Consider the following 14,250-nt stretch of genomic DNA (forward strand, 5'->3'; position numbering starts at 1 on the left):
TCAAATCTTCAAAAAGGTATGTAAGATTATGTAGGTTACATTTTGATTAAAGTTTTATGAAGGAATTTATAGATAATAGAGTGATATTATGGGATTTCGATGGAGTTATTGTAGACTCCATGGCTGTGAGGGAAAAAGGTTTTTGGGAAACTTTATCTAATTATCCTGAAGAGGAAGTAAAACAGTTAATAGATTATCATAAAAGAAATGGTGGCTTGTCCAGGTATGTGAAATTTAGATATTTCTTTGAAAATATCAGAGAGGAAGAAGTTAGCGAAAAAAAGGTAGCTGAACTATCTTCTTCTTTTTCCACTATTATGCGAAAAAGTCTTGTTAATAAGGAAATTTTAATCGGAGAGGTTCTGGACTTTATAGAAAACCATCAGGAAGAATTTAAAATGCATATTGTGTCCGGTTCAGATGGGGAGGAATTAAGGTTTTTATGCGATCAATTGGGAATATCTTCTTATTTTAAATCTATTGAGGGTTCTCCCACTCCAAAAATTAGTTTGGTTAAGAATCTGTTGGAAAGGACTAAATATGATAAGCAAAAGGTATGTTTAATTGGAGATTCAATAAACGATCTTGATGCTGCCGAATATAATGATATAGATTTTTTTGGTTATAATAATCAGGAATTAAAAAATAAGGCAGGTTATATTGAAAATTTCAGGTAGTTATATAACCAGCGCTCATTAAGTGCCGGTAAACATTGGCTAAAAAGTTAGAATGTACAGAAGATTTATAAAACCTTTAATGGATAGGGCCATAGCATTTATTGCTCTGGTGATTTTAAGTCCCCTTTTATTAATAGCCTTTATTTTATTGGCTTTTGCTAATAGTGGTAAACCCTTTTTTTTCCAGGAAAGGCCGGGGAAAAATTCCAGAATTTTTAGGATTGTCAAATTTAAAACTATGACCGATAAACGGGATGAAAAAGGAAATTTGCTTTCCGATTCAGAACGGCTTACGGCAATTGGAAAAATAGTTAGAAAATCATCTATAGATGAAATCCCTCAGTTGTGGAACGTTTTAAAAGGGGAGATGAGTTTAATAGGTCCCAGGCCTTTACTACCGGAATACCTGCCTCTTTATGATGATTTCCAGAAGAGAAGGCATGAAGTAAAACCGGGAATTACGGGTTGGGCAGCAGTCAATGGAAGGAATAGTTTAAACTGGGATGAAAAGTTCATAATGGATGTGTGGTATGTTGACCATTTGAGTTTTAGAATTGATATGTTGATTATAATAAAAACAATTCAAAAGGTAATACTCTCAGAAGGAGTAAATGCTGAAGGGCACTCTACCATGCCTAGATTTTCTGAATATATTAAACAAAAAAACAGAATATGAATATTTTAGTTACTGGTGCCGGAGCATTATTGGGACAGGGAATATTAAGATCATTAAATGAGATAAAAGGTAATATGACAATCCATACCTGTGATCCTGCCTGGAGATCTGGCGGGCATTGGTTAGGCGATTTTGCACATACTATTCCCTTAGCTACCGACAATAATTATATAGTAGAAATATCTAGACTAATTTCAGAGAATAATATAAACTTGCTATTTATAGGGACAGATGTAGAACTTCCTGTATTTGCGGAAAATAAGGAAAAACTGGAATCTCAGTTTAATTTGAAAATAATTGTATCCAATAAGAAGGTTATAGAGATAGCAAATAATAAATATCTGACTGCTAAATTTTTACAGGAGAATGATTATCCTTTTCCTTATTCTGTACTTTCGGAAGATAAGAAGGGAGTAAAAGAGTTAAAAGAAAAATCAGCATATCCATATTTTGCAAAACCTGTGGATGGGGCACGTTCTAAAGGAATTGTAAAAGTTGAAAATGAAAAAATTTTAGATGAAATTACCTCGTATCCTAATAACCTGGTAATTCAGGAATTCATTTCAGAAGAAGAAGGAGAGTTTACTTCAGGTTGTCTTGTGCTAGACGGTAAAGCTGTTGCAGTGGTTACCTTGAAAAGAGATTTAAGAGACGGGAATACTTACCGGGCATATTATGAAAAGGAATTTACCCGGTATGATGAGACTATAAAGAAAATAGCAGAAAGCCTGGGAGTGGAAGGGCCATGCAATTTTCAATTTAGAATTAGAAACGGGGAGCCGGTAATTTTTGAAATTAATGCCAGGTTTAGTGGTACAACACCATTAAGAAGCTTTTTTGGGTTTAATGAAGTGGAGGCAGTTGTAAATCATTATACCAATCAGCAAAAAATTTCTCAGCCTGAGCTAAGGGAAGGTGAAGTTTTGAGAGTGTGGGCAGATTTATTTATTCCTAAAGAAGAGGCCGAAAGATTTAATGCTTCAAAGGAAATTGAAAAGCCTGAAGCCGAATATCATCCATTCAAAAAGTAGCAAGATGAAATTTTTAATATTTGGAGGTAGCGGATTCATTGGGAGCTATTTGACTAAATATATCAATAAAAACGGAGGAGAAGCGGTTCCTGCTTCCCGTTCCGGAGGAGAGAATGGCATAGCTGTGGATATTTGTGATGAAAAAAGCTTTGGTGCAATAAATTTTCAGCCGGATGTGATTGTAAATTGCGCATCAATTGTTCCGCAGAAAGGAAAATCTTCAAAAGATCCGGAATTTTTAAAAGAGCTTTTTCTAACCAACACCGTTGGAGCCGTAAATATTGCAAATTGGGCAGTTAAAAATAAGATCAGTCAGATTATTAACTGTTCTACATTAGTAGTGGTTAAAAAGCCGTGGCCTAATCCATTAAAAGAAGAATATGAGGCTCTGCCTGGAGGAGCACATGCAGGATACTGCATGTCCAAGCTAAGCCAGGAGCAGTTAATGGATGAGTGTGTGGCTAATGGAGATGTTAAACTTACCCATGTGAGACTATCAGCTGTCTATGGAGAAGAAATGGTTCCTGAAGGTATTATTTTTAATATTTTGAAAAAGCTGATGAAAAATGAAGAGGTTCAATTAATAGATGCGGAAAAAAATACTGTTGACTTTATAAATGTGGAAGATGTTTGCCGGGGAATTTATGCAATTGGCCGGTCAACCAGCCAATATAATAGGATAAATCTGGCTAGTGGCGAACCCGTTTCAATTTATAATTTGGCAGTGCAGCTTAAAGAGCTAACACATTCTGATTCTCCAATCGTGAATTCTGTATCTTCAGAAGTTGGTTCCGAAGCAAATATAGATATATCGCGCCTTCAGCAGGTAATTGGTTCTACATATAACAGCTTTATTCCATTAAAAGAGGGCTTAGATAATGTGGTTTCAAAATTCAAAAGAGAAAACTAAAAAATATTTGAATTGAAGTATTTAATTTTTGGTGATGTACATGGTAATTTGCCTGCTTTGGAAAAGCTTTTTAAGCTTGAGAAAGGCAATTATGACAAAGCAATTTGTCATGGGGATGTGGTTAATTACGGGCCCTGGAGCAATGAATGCGTGGATCTGTTGGAAAGTATACCAAATTTGGTAAAATTGCTGGGCAATCATGAAGAGAACTATCTGGGTGGTAACTATACAGGTTCCAATGAGGTGGCTAATGCCTTTTTCAAATTTTGCTATCCTGGCTTTAGCAGAGTGGATGAAATTTCAAATTATCAGAAAAGTACACGAACTGAAGATTTCAATATTCAGCATACTATAAGAAGCAGATACATTTTTCCTGATTCCGATTTGGAAGAACTTCACCTGGATAAAAATTATATTATAGGACATTCCCATTATCAGTTTGACAGATCTTTTAGAGACCACCGCCTGGTAAATACCGGAAGTTTAGGTCAGAATCGCAGATTATTAAACGTGGCAGAGTATGTGCTTTTAGATGAAGAAAAAGGACTGGTAGAGCTTAAATCTTTTGAATATGACATTGAAAAAGTAATCAGCCGAATGGTGCAAGATGAGTATCCTGAAATTTGCATAAATTATTACAGAAATAAACCTACAACAATATGAAGCCAAAAATCTGGCTTTCCTCGCCACATATGGGAGGAAACGAACAAAAATATATAAATGAAGCCTTTGAGAAAAATTGGATAGCACCCCTGGGACCCAATGTATCGGGCTTTGAAGAGGATATTAAGAAATATCTCCAAAATGATGATATTCATAATTTTGAAGTAGCAGCTTTAAGTTCCGGAACGGCTGCACTTCACCTGGCATTAATCCTGCTGGGAGTAGAGCGGGGAGATGAGGTAATATGCCAGAGTATGACTTTTGCCGCATCTGCAAATCCTATTGCATATCTTGGCGCAACTCCAATTTTTATTGATAGTGAGCTGGATACACTTAATCTCTCACCGGAGTATATGGAGGAAGCGATTAAAGATCGGATAAAAAAAGGCAAAAAGCCAAAGGCTATTATCGCTGTTCACTTATATGGTATGCCCTATAAGATAGATGAAATACATAAAATTGCCGGGGAATATGATATCCCGGTTATTGAAGATAGTGCTGAAGCCCTGGGAAGTTCTTACAAAGGACAAAAATGTGGAACTTTTGGAGAAATAAACATTTTGTCCTTTAATGGCAATAAGATTATTACCACCTCAGGTGGTGGTGCACTGGTAACCCAAAATGCAGCATTAAAGAAAAGAGCTGTCTTTTTGGCAACCCAGGCAAGAGATGAAGCAGCACATTACCAGCATAGTGAAATTGGTTATAATTACAGGATGAGTAATATTTGTGCCGGTATAGGAAGAGGGCAAATGGAAGTCCTGGATCAGAGAGTGGAGCAGAGAAGGAATATGAATAAATTTTACAACAGATTACTGGGTAATTTTAAAGGATTAACTGTTCATAATGAGCCTGATAATGACTATTTTTGTAATCATTGGCTTTCAGTTATAAGCTTTAATAGTAATTCTGAAAAACTTTCCCGGGAAGGTTTGCGTATGCATATGGAGCAGGAAAACATTGAAAGCAGGCCTTTATGGAAACCTATGGACATGCAGCCTGTATTTTCTGATGCTCCTTATTATGGTGAGAGAACAGCTGAAACGTTATTTGAAAATGGACTTTGTCTTCCTTCTGGTTCAAATTTAACAGAAGAAGAAATAGAAAGAATCTCAGAGTCGATTCAAAAATATTTTAAATAGAATCCATTAAATAATGGGGAATAAACTACATAGAGCTTTAGGGAAATTACCTACAGGGCCGGATGATGCATTAAACCTTAGGAATATTAAGTACCTCCCCCGTTGGGTGGTTTTTTTAATTGATATTGGCTTAGTTGCTATTTCCTCCATTTTCACGGCTTTTATATTACTGGATCTTACCCCCAATGTCTATGGCTTGATTGATATGGCAGATAAGGGAGTTATTATCATGATGATAAATATCTTCTTCTTTTATGTTTTTAAAACTTATGCCGGAATAATTAGGTATTCCTCCAATATTGATGCTTTAAAGTTGTTGTTAGCTACTTTAAGTTCCTTTTTTACGCTGCTTATAATTAACCTTATCACTTCGCTTATCATTAACCAGAAGATTTTTCTTTTTGGAGCACTTCTGATAAACCTCTGGATTTCTTTCTCTTTATTGTTTCTATTCAGGTTGGCGGTTAAGCAGATATATGAATATTTTAAATTTGTTCAGAAAGATGAAAATCTCATAAAGGCGGTAATACTTGGGGCAGATGAAAATGCTATCTCAATAGCGGGTGCTCTTGATATTGAACATCCTAAAAGGTTCAGGATCGTGGGATTTTTAACTAATGAAAAGCATAATAAAAGTATACGTTTACTGGATAAACCTGTATTAAAATACGGTAAGCATATTCATGAGGAGGTAAAATCACTTAATGCAGATGCTGTAGTTTTTTCTGAAAGCAAATTTTCTGCAGAAGAAAGGTATAAAATGGTTGAAGACTGTTTGGAGCATGGCGTTAGCGTATATAATGCTCCTATTGTCTCAACCTGGGGAGAAGATAAACCTATAGCACAAAAAGTGCAAAGTCTTCAAATTGAAGATCTTTTAGACAGGGAACCTATTCAGCTTGATGTTCAGAATAAAATTGACCAGCTAACAGGTAAAACCATTCTGGTTACCGGGGGAGCAGGCTCTATAGGTAGCGAAATTGTAAGGCAGGTGGCAGAATACAATCCTAAGCGGTTAATAATTCTGGATCAGGCAGAAACGCCTCTTCATAATGTGCAATTGGAAATTGAGTCTAAATTTCCTGATCTTGATTATAAATGTATCATTTGCGATGTTGGGAATTATAAGCGTCTCGAACTTATGTTTCGCAACAATAACATAGATGTTATTTATCACGCGGCGGCTTATAAACATGTTCCCCTAATGGAACAGAATCCTCATGAAGCTATATTTGTTAATATTTCAGGGACTAAAAACCTGGCTGATCTGGCATTAAAATATAATGCAGGTCATTTTGTAATGGTATCTACAGATAAAGCAGTAAATCCCAGCAATGTTATGGGAGCGTCAAAACGTGCTGCTGAAATGTATGTGCAATCTCTTTATCATCATCAGTTAAAAACCGGAAAAGAGACAACCAGGTTTATTACTACCAGGTTTGGTAATGTTCTTGGATCTAATGGTTCCGTTGTGCCGCTTTTCAAAAAACAAATTGAAAAAGGAGGGCCGGTAACAATTACTCATCCCGGAATTATTAGGTATTTTATGACCATACCTGAAGCTTGCCAACTTGTTCTGGAAGCCGGGGCTATGGGTAAAGGAGGGGAGATATTTGTTTTTGATATGGGTGAGCCGGTAAAGATAATGGATCTCGCCATCAAAATGATTAAACTTGCGGGTTATGAACCTAATAAACAAATTAGTATTAAGATTACCGGACTTCGTCCCGGGGAGAAACTTTATGAAGAATTATTAAATAATGAGGCTAAAACTTTACCAACTCATCATGCTAAAATTATGATAGGTCAGGATGTTGTTCGGGATTATGAAAAGATTAGTGAAAAAATAGATGGAGTTATCAATTCAGCTAATAAACTTAAAAGTGATAAAGTGGTTGCAAAACTTAAAGACCTGATCCCCGAGTTTATAAGCAATAATTCATCTTTTCAAAGGTTGGATAAAGTAAGTAAGAATTCAGAAGCCAAAAATTTATCTTAACACAATTTTAGTTTCTTAAAGTTTAACCTTTACATTATAAAAGTATATTTGCAATTTTTGATTTTAAAAATTTATGAGAAAACCTTTCCTTTTTATGCTGCTCCTGGCAGTCCTTTCCGGATGCTCTACCCGGGAAGAAATAGTTTATTTCCAAAATGCTGAAAAATTAGAAGGAATGGAAAATCTTTTAGATTATGAGGCTGTTATTCAACCTAATGATGTCCTTTATATTAGCGTTTCCTCTCAAATTCAGGAAGTAGTTGAGCCTTTTCAAAGGAACAATAGAGGCCAGCAAGGAGGAGGTGGAGGAGGAGGAAATTCCACCCTTTCCGGTTATCTGGTCGATTCGGAAGGCTTTATCCAATATCCTGTCCTGGGACAGGTAAATGTAGCGGAACAAACAAGAAGGGAGCTGGAGCAGACGCTTCAAGCCCAGGTTAGAAAATATGTTACAGATGCTGTGGTAAACATAAGATTTCTTAATTATACCGTTACCGTATTGGGAGAGGTGAACGCCAGGGTTCCTGTTGAAGATGGTAGAATTTCCATGCCCCAGCTATTAGCTGAGGCGGGAGGAATTCCTTATACCGGAAAACGTGAAAATATCATGGTTATAAGGGAAGTTAATGGAGTAAAATCTGTTGGACATGTAGATATGACTGAGGCAGATATATTTAACAGTCCATTCTATTATTTAAGACAAAATGATATTGTCTATATAGAACCCACTTATCGCCAGGTGAAGTCTGCCGGTTTTTTTACAAGCTATCAAGGTATAATTTCTGTGGGTACCACTATTATTAGTTTATACTTACTTATTAATAGTTTATAATAGATGGAAGAATTAGAAGGATTTCAGGAAAACCAGCAAGAATCGAATTTTGATCTTAAAGCAGAACTTTATAAGTATCTGAAGCATTGGAAATGGCTTCTCTTCGGTTTAATAGTAGGAGGGGTGATTGCTTACCTTTATAATCGTTACACTATTCCACAATACCATTCAGAATCTTCTATGATGATTGTGAAAGATCAGGATAAAAGTGTAATGAGTGCCATACCTTCAGGAAACAGTTCTATACTTTCTCTTGAAAATTCCACATTGGCGAATCAAATTGTCACCCTTAGATCCAAACAAATGGTGGCTAGCGTTGTAGATGAATTAGACCATAATATATCCTATTATATTGAAGGAAATGTTATCACGGTTGAAGCTTATAAAAGTAGCCCCATAATTCTTAATTTTCAAACTCCTGATTCAATTCTTCATAAGAAATCTGAAACATTGTTAATAACTCCAAGGACAGATGATAATTTTTTATTGCAGGTGGAAAAATTCGGTTATTCCAGCACACATGAAATTGGGGAAGAACTTGAAATAGCGGGATTAAATTTTACGGTTGAAAGGAGAATAGTAGATGGATCTGTTCAGGAATGGAATAATCCGGTAACTGTTAAGGTGAGACCATTAAATGATGTGGTAGGTGGCTATATTGCAAGCCTTGAAATAGGTCAGAAAGGAAGGGCTGAAGATGTTTTAGCTTTAAGTATGACTCAGGAGTCACCGGAAAAATCGGAAGATTTTCTGAACACCCTTATGGAAAATTTTAATGAGCAGGGTGTTGCTGATAAAAGAGAGGTAGCTGAGAATACTACTGCCTTTATTCAGGAGAGATTGGAAATAATCACTGAGGAACTTGACTCAGTTGAAGGAGGTATGGCAGAATTTAAGCGGGATAATCAGATTATGGATGTTGCCAGTGGAGCCTCGCAATTTCAATCCCGTTATTCTGCAGCAGAGCAGCAAATATTCGGTCTTGAAACTCAGCAACAATTAATTCAGTCTGTACAGCAACGTTTAGAAGAAGAGGAAGAATTTTCATTATTACCTTCTGATATTGGTATTTCGGAATCAGGAATTTCCGGTCAGATTACCAGGTATAATACATTAGTACTGCAGAGAAATGATTTGCTTAATAAATCAACTGAGGAGAATCCGGTAATCCAGAGAATTAGTCAGCAACTTCAATCAATTAGAAGTAACCTCCTGGATAATATTGAAAGTACAAAAAGATCATTAAATATCCAGCGAAACGAATTACTGGAACGGGAACAGGCTGCGCAGGGACAATTTAGCAGTTTTCCGGGACTGGAGCGTGGAATAAGGACAATTGAGCGACAACAGCAAATTAAAGAACAACTCTACTTATTTTTGTTACAAAGACGCGAAGAAGCTGCTATTTCATATGCTTCAACATCTTCCGTAGCGAGGGTAGTGGATCCTGCATTTACTTATGCAAATTCTGTTGACCCAAAACCATGGCTTATTCTTTTAGGTGGATTAATTCTAGGTTTACTTCTTCCACTAATTGTAATTTTTATAAGAAATTTCTTAGACACGAAAGTACACCATAAGGGTGATTTAAATAGTTTAACCCAAAGTATTCCATTCATTGGAGAAGTTCCAAGGATTGCAGCCGGACAAAGTGAGGTCATAGAAACAAATGATCGTTCACCCCTTGCAGAATCCTTCAGGATCTTACGTACTAACATGGCATACCTTATACAGAGCAAGAATAAGGACAGAGGAGAGGTGATCTTTGTAACTTCTACTATAAAAGGAGAAGGTAAAACTTTTATCTCTTATAATCTTGCACGTACCTTTGCCAGTACAAAAAGAAATGTTCTGTTAATTGGAGCTGATATTCGTAATCCTAAATTGCACCGGTACAGTGGTGAAAATATGGGCCATAAAGGTTTATCAGATTACCTGTATGATTATGATGTTAATGAAGAAAATATTATTGTTAGTTCCAAAGAAGAGGATTTAAAAGTAGATTTAATCCTTTCAGGGTCTATCCCCCCCAATCCGGCTGAGCTATTCATGAATGACAGAATGAAGAATTTGTTGGACTTTGCTGCCAATAATTATGATTACGTTATTCTTGATACAGCTCCAACAATGATAGTAACCGATACTTTATTGATAAGTCCTTTGGCTGATACTACTATTTACGTTACCAGAGCTGATTACACGGAAAAAAAGCTCCTGGATTTCCCGAAAGACCTCAAGAGACAGGGAAAATTGAAAGGACTTGCAGTTGTATTGAATGATGTGGATTACTCTAAATTTTCTTACGGAGCAAAATATGGTTATTCCTACGGCTATGGTTATGGCTATGGAAAAGAAGAAGAAAGCAGAATGAAAAAAATTTTTCGGAATCCTTTTTCTAAAAAAACTAAGAAGTAGTAATAGTTAATTTATGATATATATTGCCCCGATGATTTAGTCTCGGGGTTTTCCTTCACCTCTTCCTGGGGGATATGCTTTTTCGCAGTACCGGATGAGGGAAAATATAAAATTTCAGTTTTTGGTGAAGAGGCTAATATGCGCCGAAAAACCCGTTCGGCTTGTCTCGGGGATAATCGTTTTCAGGAGATTATTTTATTTAAAAAGCATTTTGCTGTTAGCAATTATGGGTTTTAACTGATCTATTACTTTTGAAGAAAGCCGGATTTTTCCCAGTTTTTCCAAATGTTCAATTCTGTGGCAATCACTGCTAATAAGATCTATAAGACCTTCCTGAAGTAACTTATATGACATCTTTTTAATTCCCGGTCCATAGTGATCTGTTAATGACAACATGTTTAGCTGAAATTTGCAGCCTCTGGACTTTAGGTCATTGTATTTTTTAAGTTCTTTTTCGTGGAAAAATGGATATCTTTCGGGATGTGCTAAAATTGGGCTCAAGCCACTATTTTGTATCTTGAAAAGAATTTCATTTAGATTGATAGGAGGTTGAAAAAAAGACATTTCTACCAAAATATTTTTTCCGGTTATTGGAAGAATATCATCATGCTGAAGAATTTCAACAAAATTCTGATCCATCATATATTCTGCAGCTGCTTTTATTGTTACATCCTTTGGAATTTGTTCTTTTAGTTGGTTTAGAGCTTCATTTATAGTTTGTGGAGTATTAGGGTAATATTCGCTCATCACATGTGGCGTGGCAACAAACGAAGTTATTCCCATTTGTTTAAACGTATTTATCAGGAGCAGACTCTCTTCTATAGTAGAAGCACCGTCGTCTATACCAGGCAGAAGGTGATTATGAAAATCTGTAAAACCTTCCAGATAATCTGATAAAAATTGTTTTTTCTGAAAAATCGAAAGCATCTATTATCTTTTAATAAACAAAATTACATAATTTTGGCGCTACATCAGTTTCCGCCCAACGGACTTTTTCACCTATAATATGAAATTTCAGCGACTAACTTTTACTATTTTATTACTCTCATTTATTTCTTTACCTGCAAGTGCTCAATTTTTTGAATATGATCTTGAGGCCAATGCCTATGGTAATTATTATTCCGGAGAAGAGTCTCCTTTCTGGTTTCATAGTAATAAACGGGGAAGAATAGACGAAACTGCTAATTTTTCTACCTGGCTTAACGGCTCGGCCAGAACCTATTTCAATAATGAAAGTTTTCTGGAAGTTGGAGCGGGTATTTTATTCCAGGATGGGTACATTGACAGATTAAGGTTTGACGAATCTTACCTGAAGTACCAGAATTCATGGTTTAGTATTACGGCGGGGAGAGAGCATAGGCAGGAGAAATATTCCGGCTTAAGTGCCAGTAATGAAAATATTTTATGGTCCTTAAATGCCAGACCATTGCCAGGGATTCAAATAGAAACAAATAAGCCTATTTTCTTTTCTAATGATCATGGACTAGGCTTTACAGCATCCTATGGTGAGTATTTTTTAGACGATGACCGTTTTGTCAGGAATACCCGGGTTCATCATAAAAGTCTGAATATTGTTTACAAAACAGCAGGTAACTTTCAACTTTCAGCAGGCTTACAGCATTTTGTGCAATGGGGAGGAACTTCTCCTGAATATGGGGAATTATCTTCGGGATTGGATGGATATATTCGCGTAATTACGGGACAGCAGGGCGATTCTGAGAATGGTGTTCTGGAGAATGCCGAAGGAAACCAGCTGGGAAGTTATGAAGTAAAGCTAAGTACTGAAATCAACAAATATAAAGTTGAATTGTTGTACAATAATCTTTTTGAAGATGGCTCTGGCAGGATGCTTTATAATACACCGGATGGTCGATATGGAATTTACATCGAAGATACTTATAAATTAGAGCAAAATTCCTGGATAAAAGCCGTTATGTATGAGCTTTATTATACCAGGGATCAAAGTGAAGGCAGCGGTACTACCGATGGGGATGATAATTATTTTGTACATAATATGTATAAATCAGGTTGGACTTATGAAAATAAGGTTATAGGAGTGCCTTTTATTACTATGAATGAAGATAGAACACGCGTATATAATAATACAATTGTTGCCCATCATCTTGCTTTCACAGGAATGGCTTTTGGAGGCCTGCCTTATAAATTTTTGGGAAGTTACCGGTCCAACTATGGGAACAAAGGAAATGACATTTTAGACAATACTATTTTTTCCACCCTGCTTGATGCTGAAGTGTTTAACAGGAATAATTTCATTATTGATGTACAGTTAGGAGCAGATTTCATTTCAGATGCCTCTTCCAGAGTAGGGGCTGGAATTAAGATTTCTAAAGTAATATATTAAACTGCTTTTTCCCTGGGATTGGCATCGTCAATTTTTTCTTCAGCCCATTCCTTTTCTTCTTCCTCTGCCTCGGGTTCTTCCTGAATAATCTCAGCCCGTGGCTCATAATTCAGTTTAATATACATAGGAAAATGATCTGAACCTATATTACGATCACTGGCTATATCTACCAGGGTAAAATCATTACTATGGAATACATGATCAAGGGGCCAGCGTAACAGCTTGTAATCTGCGTGAAAAGTACTAAAAAAACCTCGTCCTACTCTTGGATCAAGAAGCCCGCTCATTTTTTTAAACAATCGGGTGGTTCTGCTCCAGGCAACATCATTCAAATCTCCAAATACCACAACAGGTTCTTTGTCAACTCTAATGTCTCTGCCAAGCATAAGCAACTCGGCATCACGGTTAGTAGAGGTTTCTGCTTCAGTAGGGCTGGGGGGCATTGGATGAAGGCAGTGAAAACGGATTCTTCGTTTATTTCTAAGCCTTAAATATCCATCTATAGATGGAATGTCATCCTGAACAATAAATCTAATTCGCTCTTCTTCCAGCTTCAGCTTCGAATATAAATGCATTCCATAAAGATTATCCTGCGGAACCTTAACAGTGTATGGATAATCTTCTTCCAGAACGGCTAGTTCCTTTTCCCAACGTTTATCAGATTCAAGCGTAAGCAGAATATCGGGATCCCGCTCTCTCACTAATTTTAAAAGTTCGCTGTATTTTTTATTCGGGGTGAGCACATTGCTCACTAAAATGGAAAGAGTAGCATCGGGATCATCACCGGCAAATTCGAGTACGTCCTTTTTTGCCATAGGAGTAAAGGGGAAAATCTTTTTTAACTGATATAAAAGGCTGAGACATAATACAGCAATAGCTATATAGTGCCAGGTTTCTTCAAATGAGTAAAAGAAGGCTGAAAACACAATAACTACCAATATGAGAAAGCTCAATTGAACCCGTGGAAAATCAAATCCGCGAATCCACCATTGATCAAATCTGGTTAAAGATGCCAGTGTGGGAATAATCATTACAAATGAAAAGAATAAAAGGATTATTTCTGCTATCCTCATAGGGGAAATCTTAATTTAACACCAGAATAAAATTCCATGAAAAACCGAATAAATTCAGATGTGGTTAATAATTTATTATGTTTAGTAGGTTTAGATCGAAATGTCATGTTTCCATGATCTGCCGGAGCAAATTTCAGTAGAATTTGGTAAATATCCATCTTATTTTATCAATTAAAGGAAATTTTCTTTGTTTTCATTAGAAGGATATCCATTTAAATAAAATAGCCGCCGCACAAGATCAAATATTTACTAATGCAGTAGAATCAGGATCAAAGGAAAGAAAAACTTTTGTAGTAAAAAAGTAGTAATGGTTAAGTAAAGAAATAGAATAATAAAAATAAAGCTTAATTATCTTTCTGTAATTCAGGAAATAGCTTATCTGAAAAAAAATTACAAGCTAAAAAAATTCCTATTTCGTTATATATAAATTAATATCCTGTATGGGGTAATATCTTATTAAGATCCATTAA

At 36.0% G+C, this 14,250-nt stretch carries 12 protein-coding genes; 10 read left to right on the forward strand and 2 right to left on the reverse strand.

Annotated features, from left to right (window positions below; genetic code table 11):
* Window positions 1-56: 56 nt before the first annotated feature.
* The 9 genes from RM539_RS12885 (at window position 57) to RM539_RS12925 (ending at window position 10,345) form a co-directional block, all read left to right on the forward strand.
* Complete coding sequence (locus RM539_RS12885; protein WP_311503819.1) at window positions 57-677, forward strand: HAD family hydrolase; 621 nt, start codon at window positions 57-59, stop codon at window positions 675-677.
* Between the two features lie 52 nt (window positions 678-729).
* The gene (locus RM539_RS12890; RefSeq protein ID WP_311503820.1) at window positions 730-1,353 is read left to right on the forward strand and encodes a sugar transferase; all 624 of its coding nucleotides are present in this window, start codon (window positions 730-732) and stop codon (window positions 1,351-1,353) included.
* Window positions 1,350-2,384 carry an ATP-grasp domain-containing protein gene (locus RM539_RS12895; RefSeq protein WP_311503821.1) on the forward strand — a complete coding sequence of 345 codons (1,035 nt, stop codon included), beginning with the start codon at window positions 1,350-1,352 and terminating at the stop codon, window positions 2,382-2,384. The genes RM539_RS12890 and RM539_RS12895 overlap by 4 nt, the downstream gene beginning before the upstream one ends.
* Window positions 2,385-2,388: 4 nt before the next feature.
* Window positions 2,389-3,294, forward strand: coding sequence for an NAD-dependent epimerase/dehydratase family protein (locus tag RM539_RS12900; protein WP_311503822.1), 906 nt, complete (start codon window positions 2,389-2,391; stop codon window positions 3,292-3,294).
* Window positions 3,295-3,306: 12 nt separating this feature from the next.
* A complete protein-coding gene (locus RM539_RS12905) occupies window positions 3,307-3,957 on the forward strand; it encodes a metallophosphoesterase family protein (RefSeq protein ID WP_311503823.1) in 651 nt (216 codons plus the stop codon).
* Complete coding sequence (locus RM539_RS12910; protein ID WP_311503824.1) at window positions 3,954-5,099, forward strand: aminotransferase class I/II-fold pyridoxal phosphate-dependent enzyme; 1,146 nt, start codon at window positions 3,954-3,956, stop codon at window positions 5,097-5,099. Before RM539_RS12905 ends, RM539_RS12910 begins: the two co-directional genes overlap by 4 nt.
* A gap of 13 nt (window positions 5,100-5,112) precedes the next feature.
* Window positions 5,113-7,098, forward strand: a complete 1,986-nt coding sequence (locus tag RM539_RS12915; RefSeq protein ID WP_311503825.1) for a polysaccharide biosynthesis protein — start codon at window positions 5,113-5,115, stop codon at window positions 7,096-7,098.
* 73 nt (window positions 7,099-7,171) lie between these two features.
* The gene (locus RM539_RS12920) at window positions 7,172-7,930 is read left to right on the forward strand and encodes a polysaccharide biosynthesis/export family protein (protein ID WP_311503826.1); all 759 of its coding nucleotides are present in this window, start codon (window positions 7,172-7,174) and stop codon (window positions 7,928-7,930) included.
* Window positions 7,931-7,933: 3 nt separating this feature from the next.
* Entirely contained in the window at window positions 7,934-10,345 is a 2,412-nt protein-coding gene (locus tag RM539_RS12925) for a GumC family protein (protein ID WP_311503827.1), read from the forward strand.
* A 195-nt stretch (window positions 10,346-10,540) separates the two neighbouring features.
* On the opposite strand, the gene RM539_RS12930 is transcribed toward RM539_RS12925, so the two are convergent.
* Window positions 10,541-11,272, reverse strand: coding sequence for a tyrosine-protein phosphatase (locus RM539_RS12930; protein ID WP_311503828.1), 732 nt, complete (start codon window positions 11,270-11,272; stop codon window positions 10,541-10,543).
* 79 nt (window positions 11,273-11,351) lie between these two features.
* Between RM539_RS12930 and RM539_RS12935 the strand changes: the two genes are divergently transcribed.
* Entirely contained in the window at window positions 11,352-12,707 is a 1,356-nt protein-coding gene (locus RM539_RS12935; protein ID WP_311503829.1) for a capsule assembly Wzi family protein, read from the forward strand.
* Here RM539_RS12935 and RM539_RS12940 read toward each other — a convergent pair.
* On the reverse strand, window positions 12,704-13,780 hold the full coding sequence (locus RM539_RS12940; protein WP_311503830.1) for an endonuclease/exonuclease/phosphatase family protein: 1,077 nt from the start codon (window positions 13,778-13,780) through the stop codon (window positions 12,704-12,706). The two genes, RM539_RS12935 and RM539_RS12940, sit on opposite strands and share 4 nt — an antisense overlap.
* Window positions 13,781-14,250 lie beyond the last annotated feature (470 nt).

This window comes from Autumnicola musiva (assembly GCF_031846585.1).
Classification (GTDB): domain Bacteria; phylum Bacteroidota; class Bacteroidia; order Flavobacteriales; family Flavobacteriaceae; genus Autumnicola; species Autumnicola musiva.

Coding starts and splice junctions, on each gene's coding strand:
- RM539_RS12940 (WP_311503830.1), bottom strand. CDS start 13,780: ATGAGGATAGCAGAAATAATCCTTTTATTCTTTTCATTTGTAATGATT.
- RM539_RS12935 (WP_311503829.1), top strand. CDS start 11,352: ATGAAATTTCAGCGACTAACTTTTACTATTTTATTACTCTCATTTATT.
- RM539_RS12930 (WP_311503828.1), bottom strand. CDS start 11,272: ATGCTTTCGATTTTTCAGAAAAAACAATTTTTATCAGATTATCTGGAA.
- RM539_RS12895 (WP_311503821.1), top strand. CDS start 1,350: ATGAATATTTTAGTTACTGGTGCCGGAGCATTATTGGGACAGGGAATA.
- RM539_RS12885 (WP_311503819.1), top strand. CDS start 57: ATGAAGGAATTTATAGATAATAGAGTGATATTATGGGATTTCGATGGA.
- RM539_RS12900 (WP_311503822.1), top strand. CDS start 2,389: ATGAAATTTTTAATATTTGGAGGTAGCGGATTCATTGGGAGCTATTTG.
- RM539_RS12920 (WP_311503826.1), top strand. CDS start 7,172: ATGAGAAAACCTTTCCTTTTTATGCTGCTCCTGGCAGTCCTTTCCGGA.
- RM539_RS12915 (WP_311503825.1), top strand. CDS start 5,113: ATGGGGAATAAACTACATAGAGCTTTAGGGAAATTACCTACAGGGCCG.
- RM539_RS12925 (WP_311503827.1), top strand. CDS start 7,934: ATGGAAGAATTAGAAGGATTTCAGGAAAACCAGCAAGAATCGAATTTT.
- RM539_RS12890 (WP_311503820.1), top strand. CDS start 730: ATGTACAGAAGATTTATAAAACCTTTAATGGATAGGGCCATAGCATTT.
- RM539_RS12910 (WP_311503824.1), top strand. CDS start 3,954: ATGAAGCCAAAAATCTGGCTTTCCTCGCCACATATGGGAGGAAACGAA.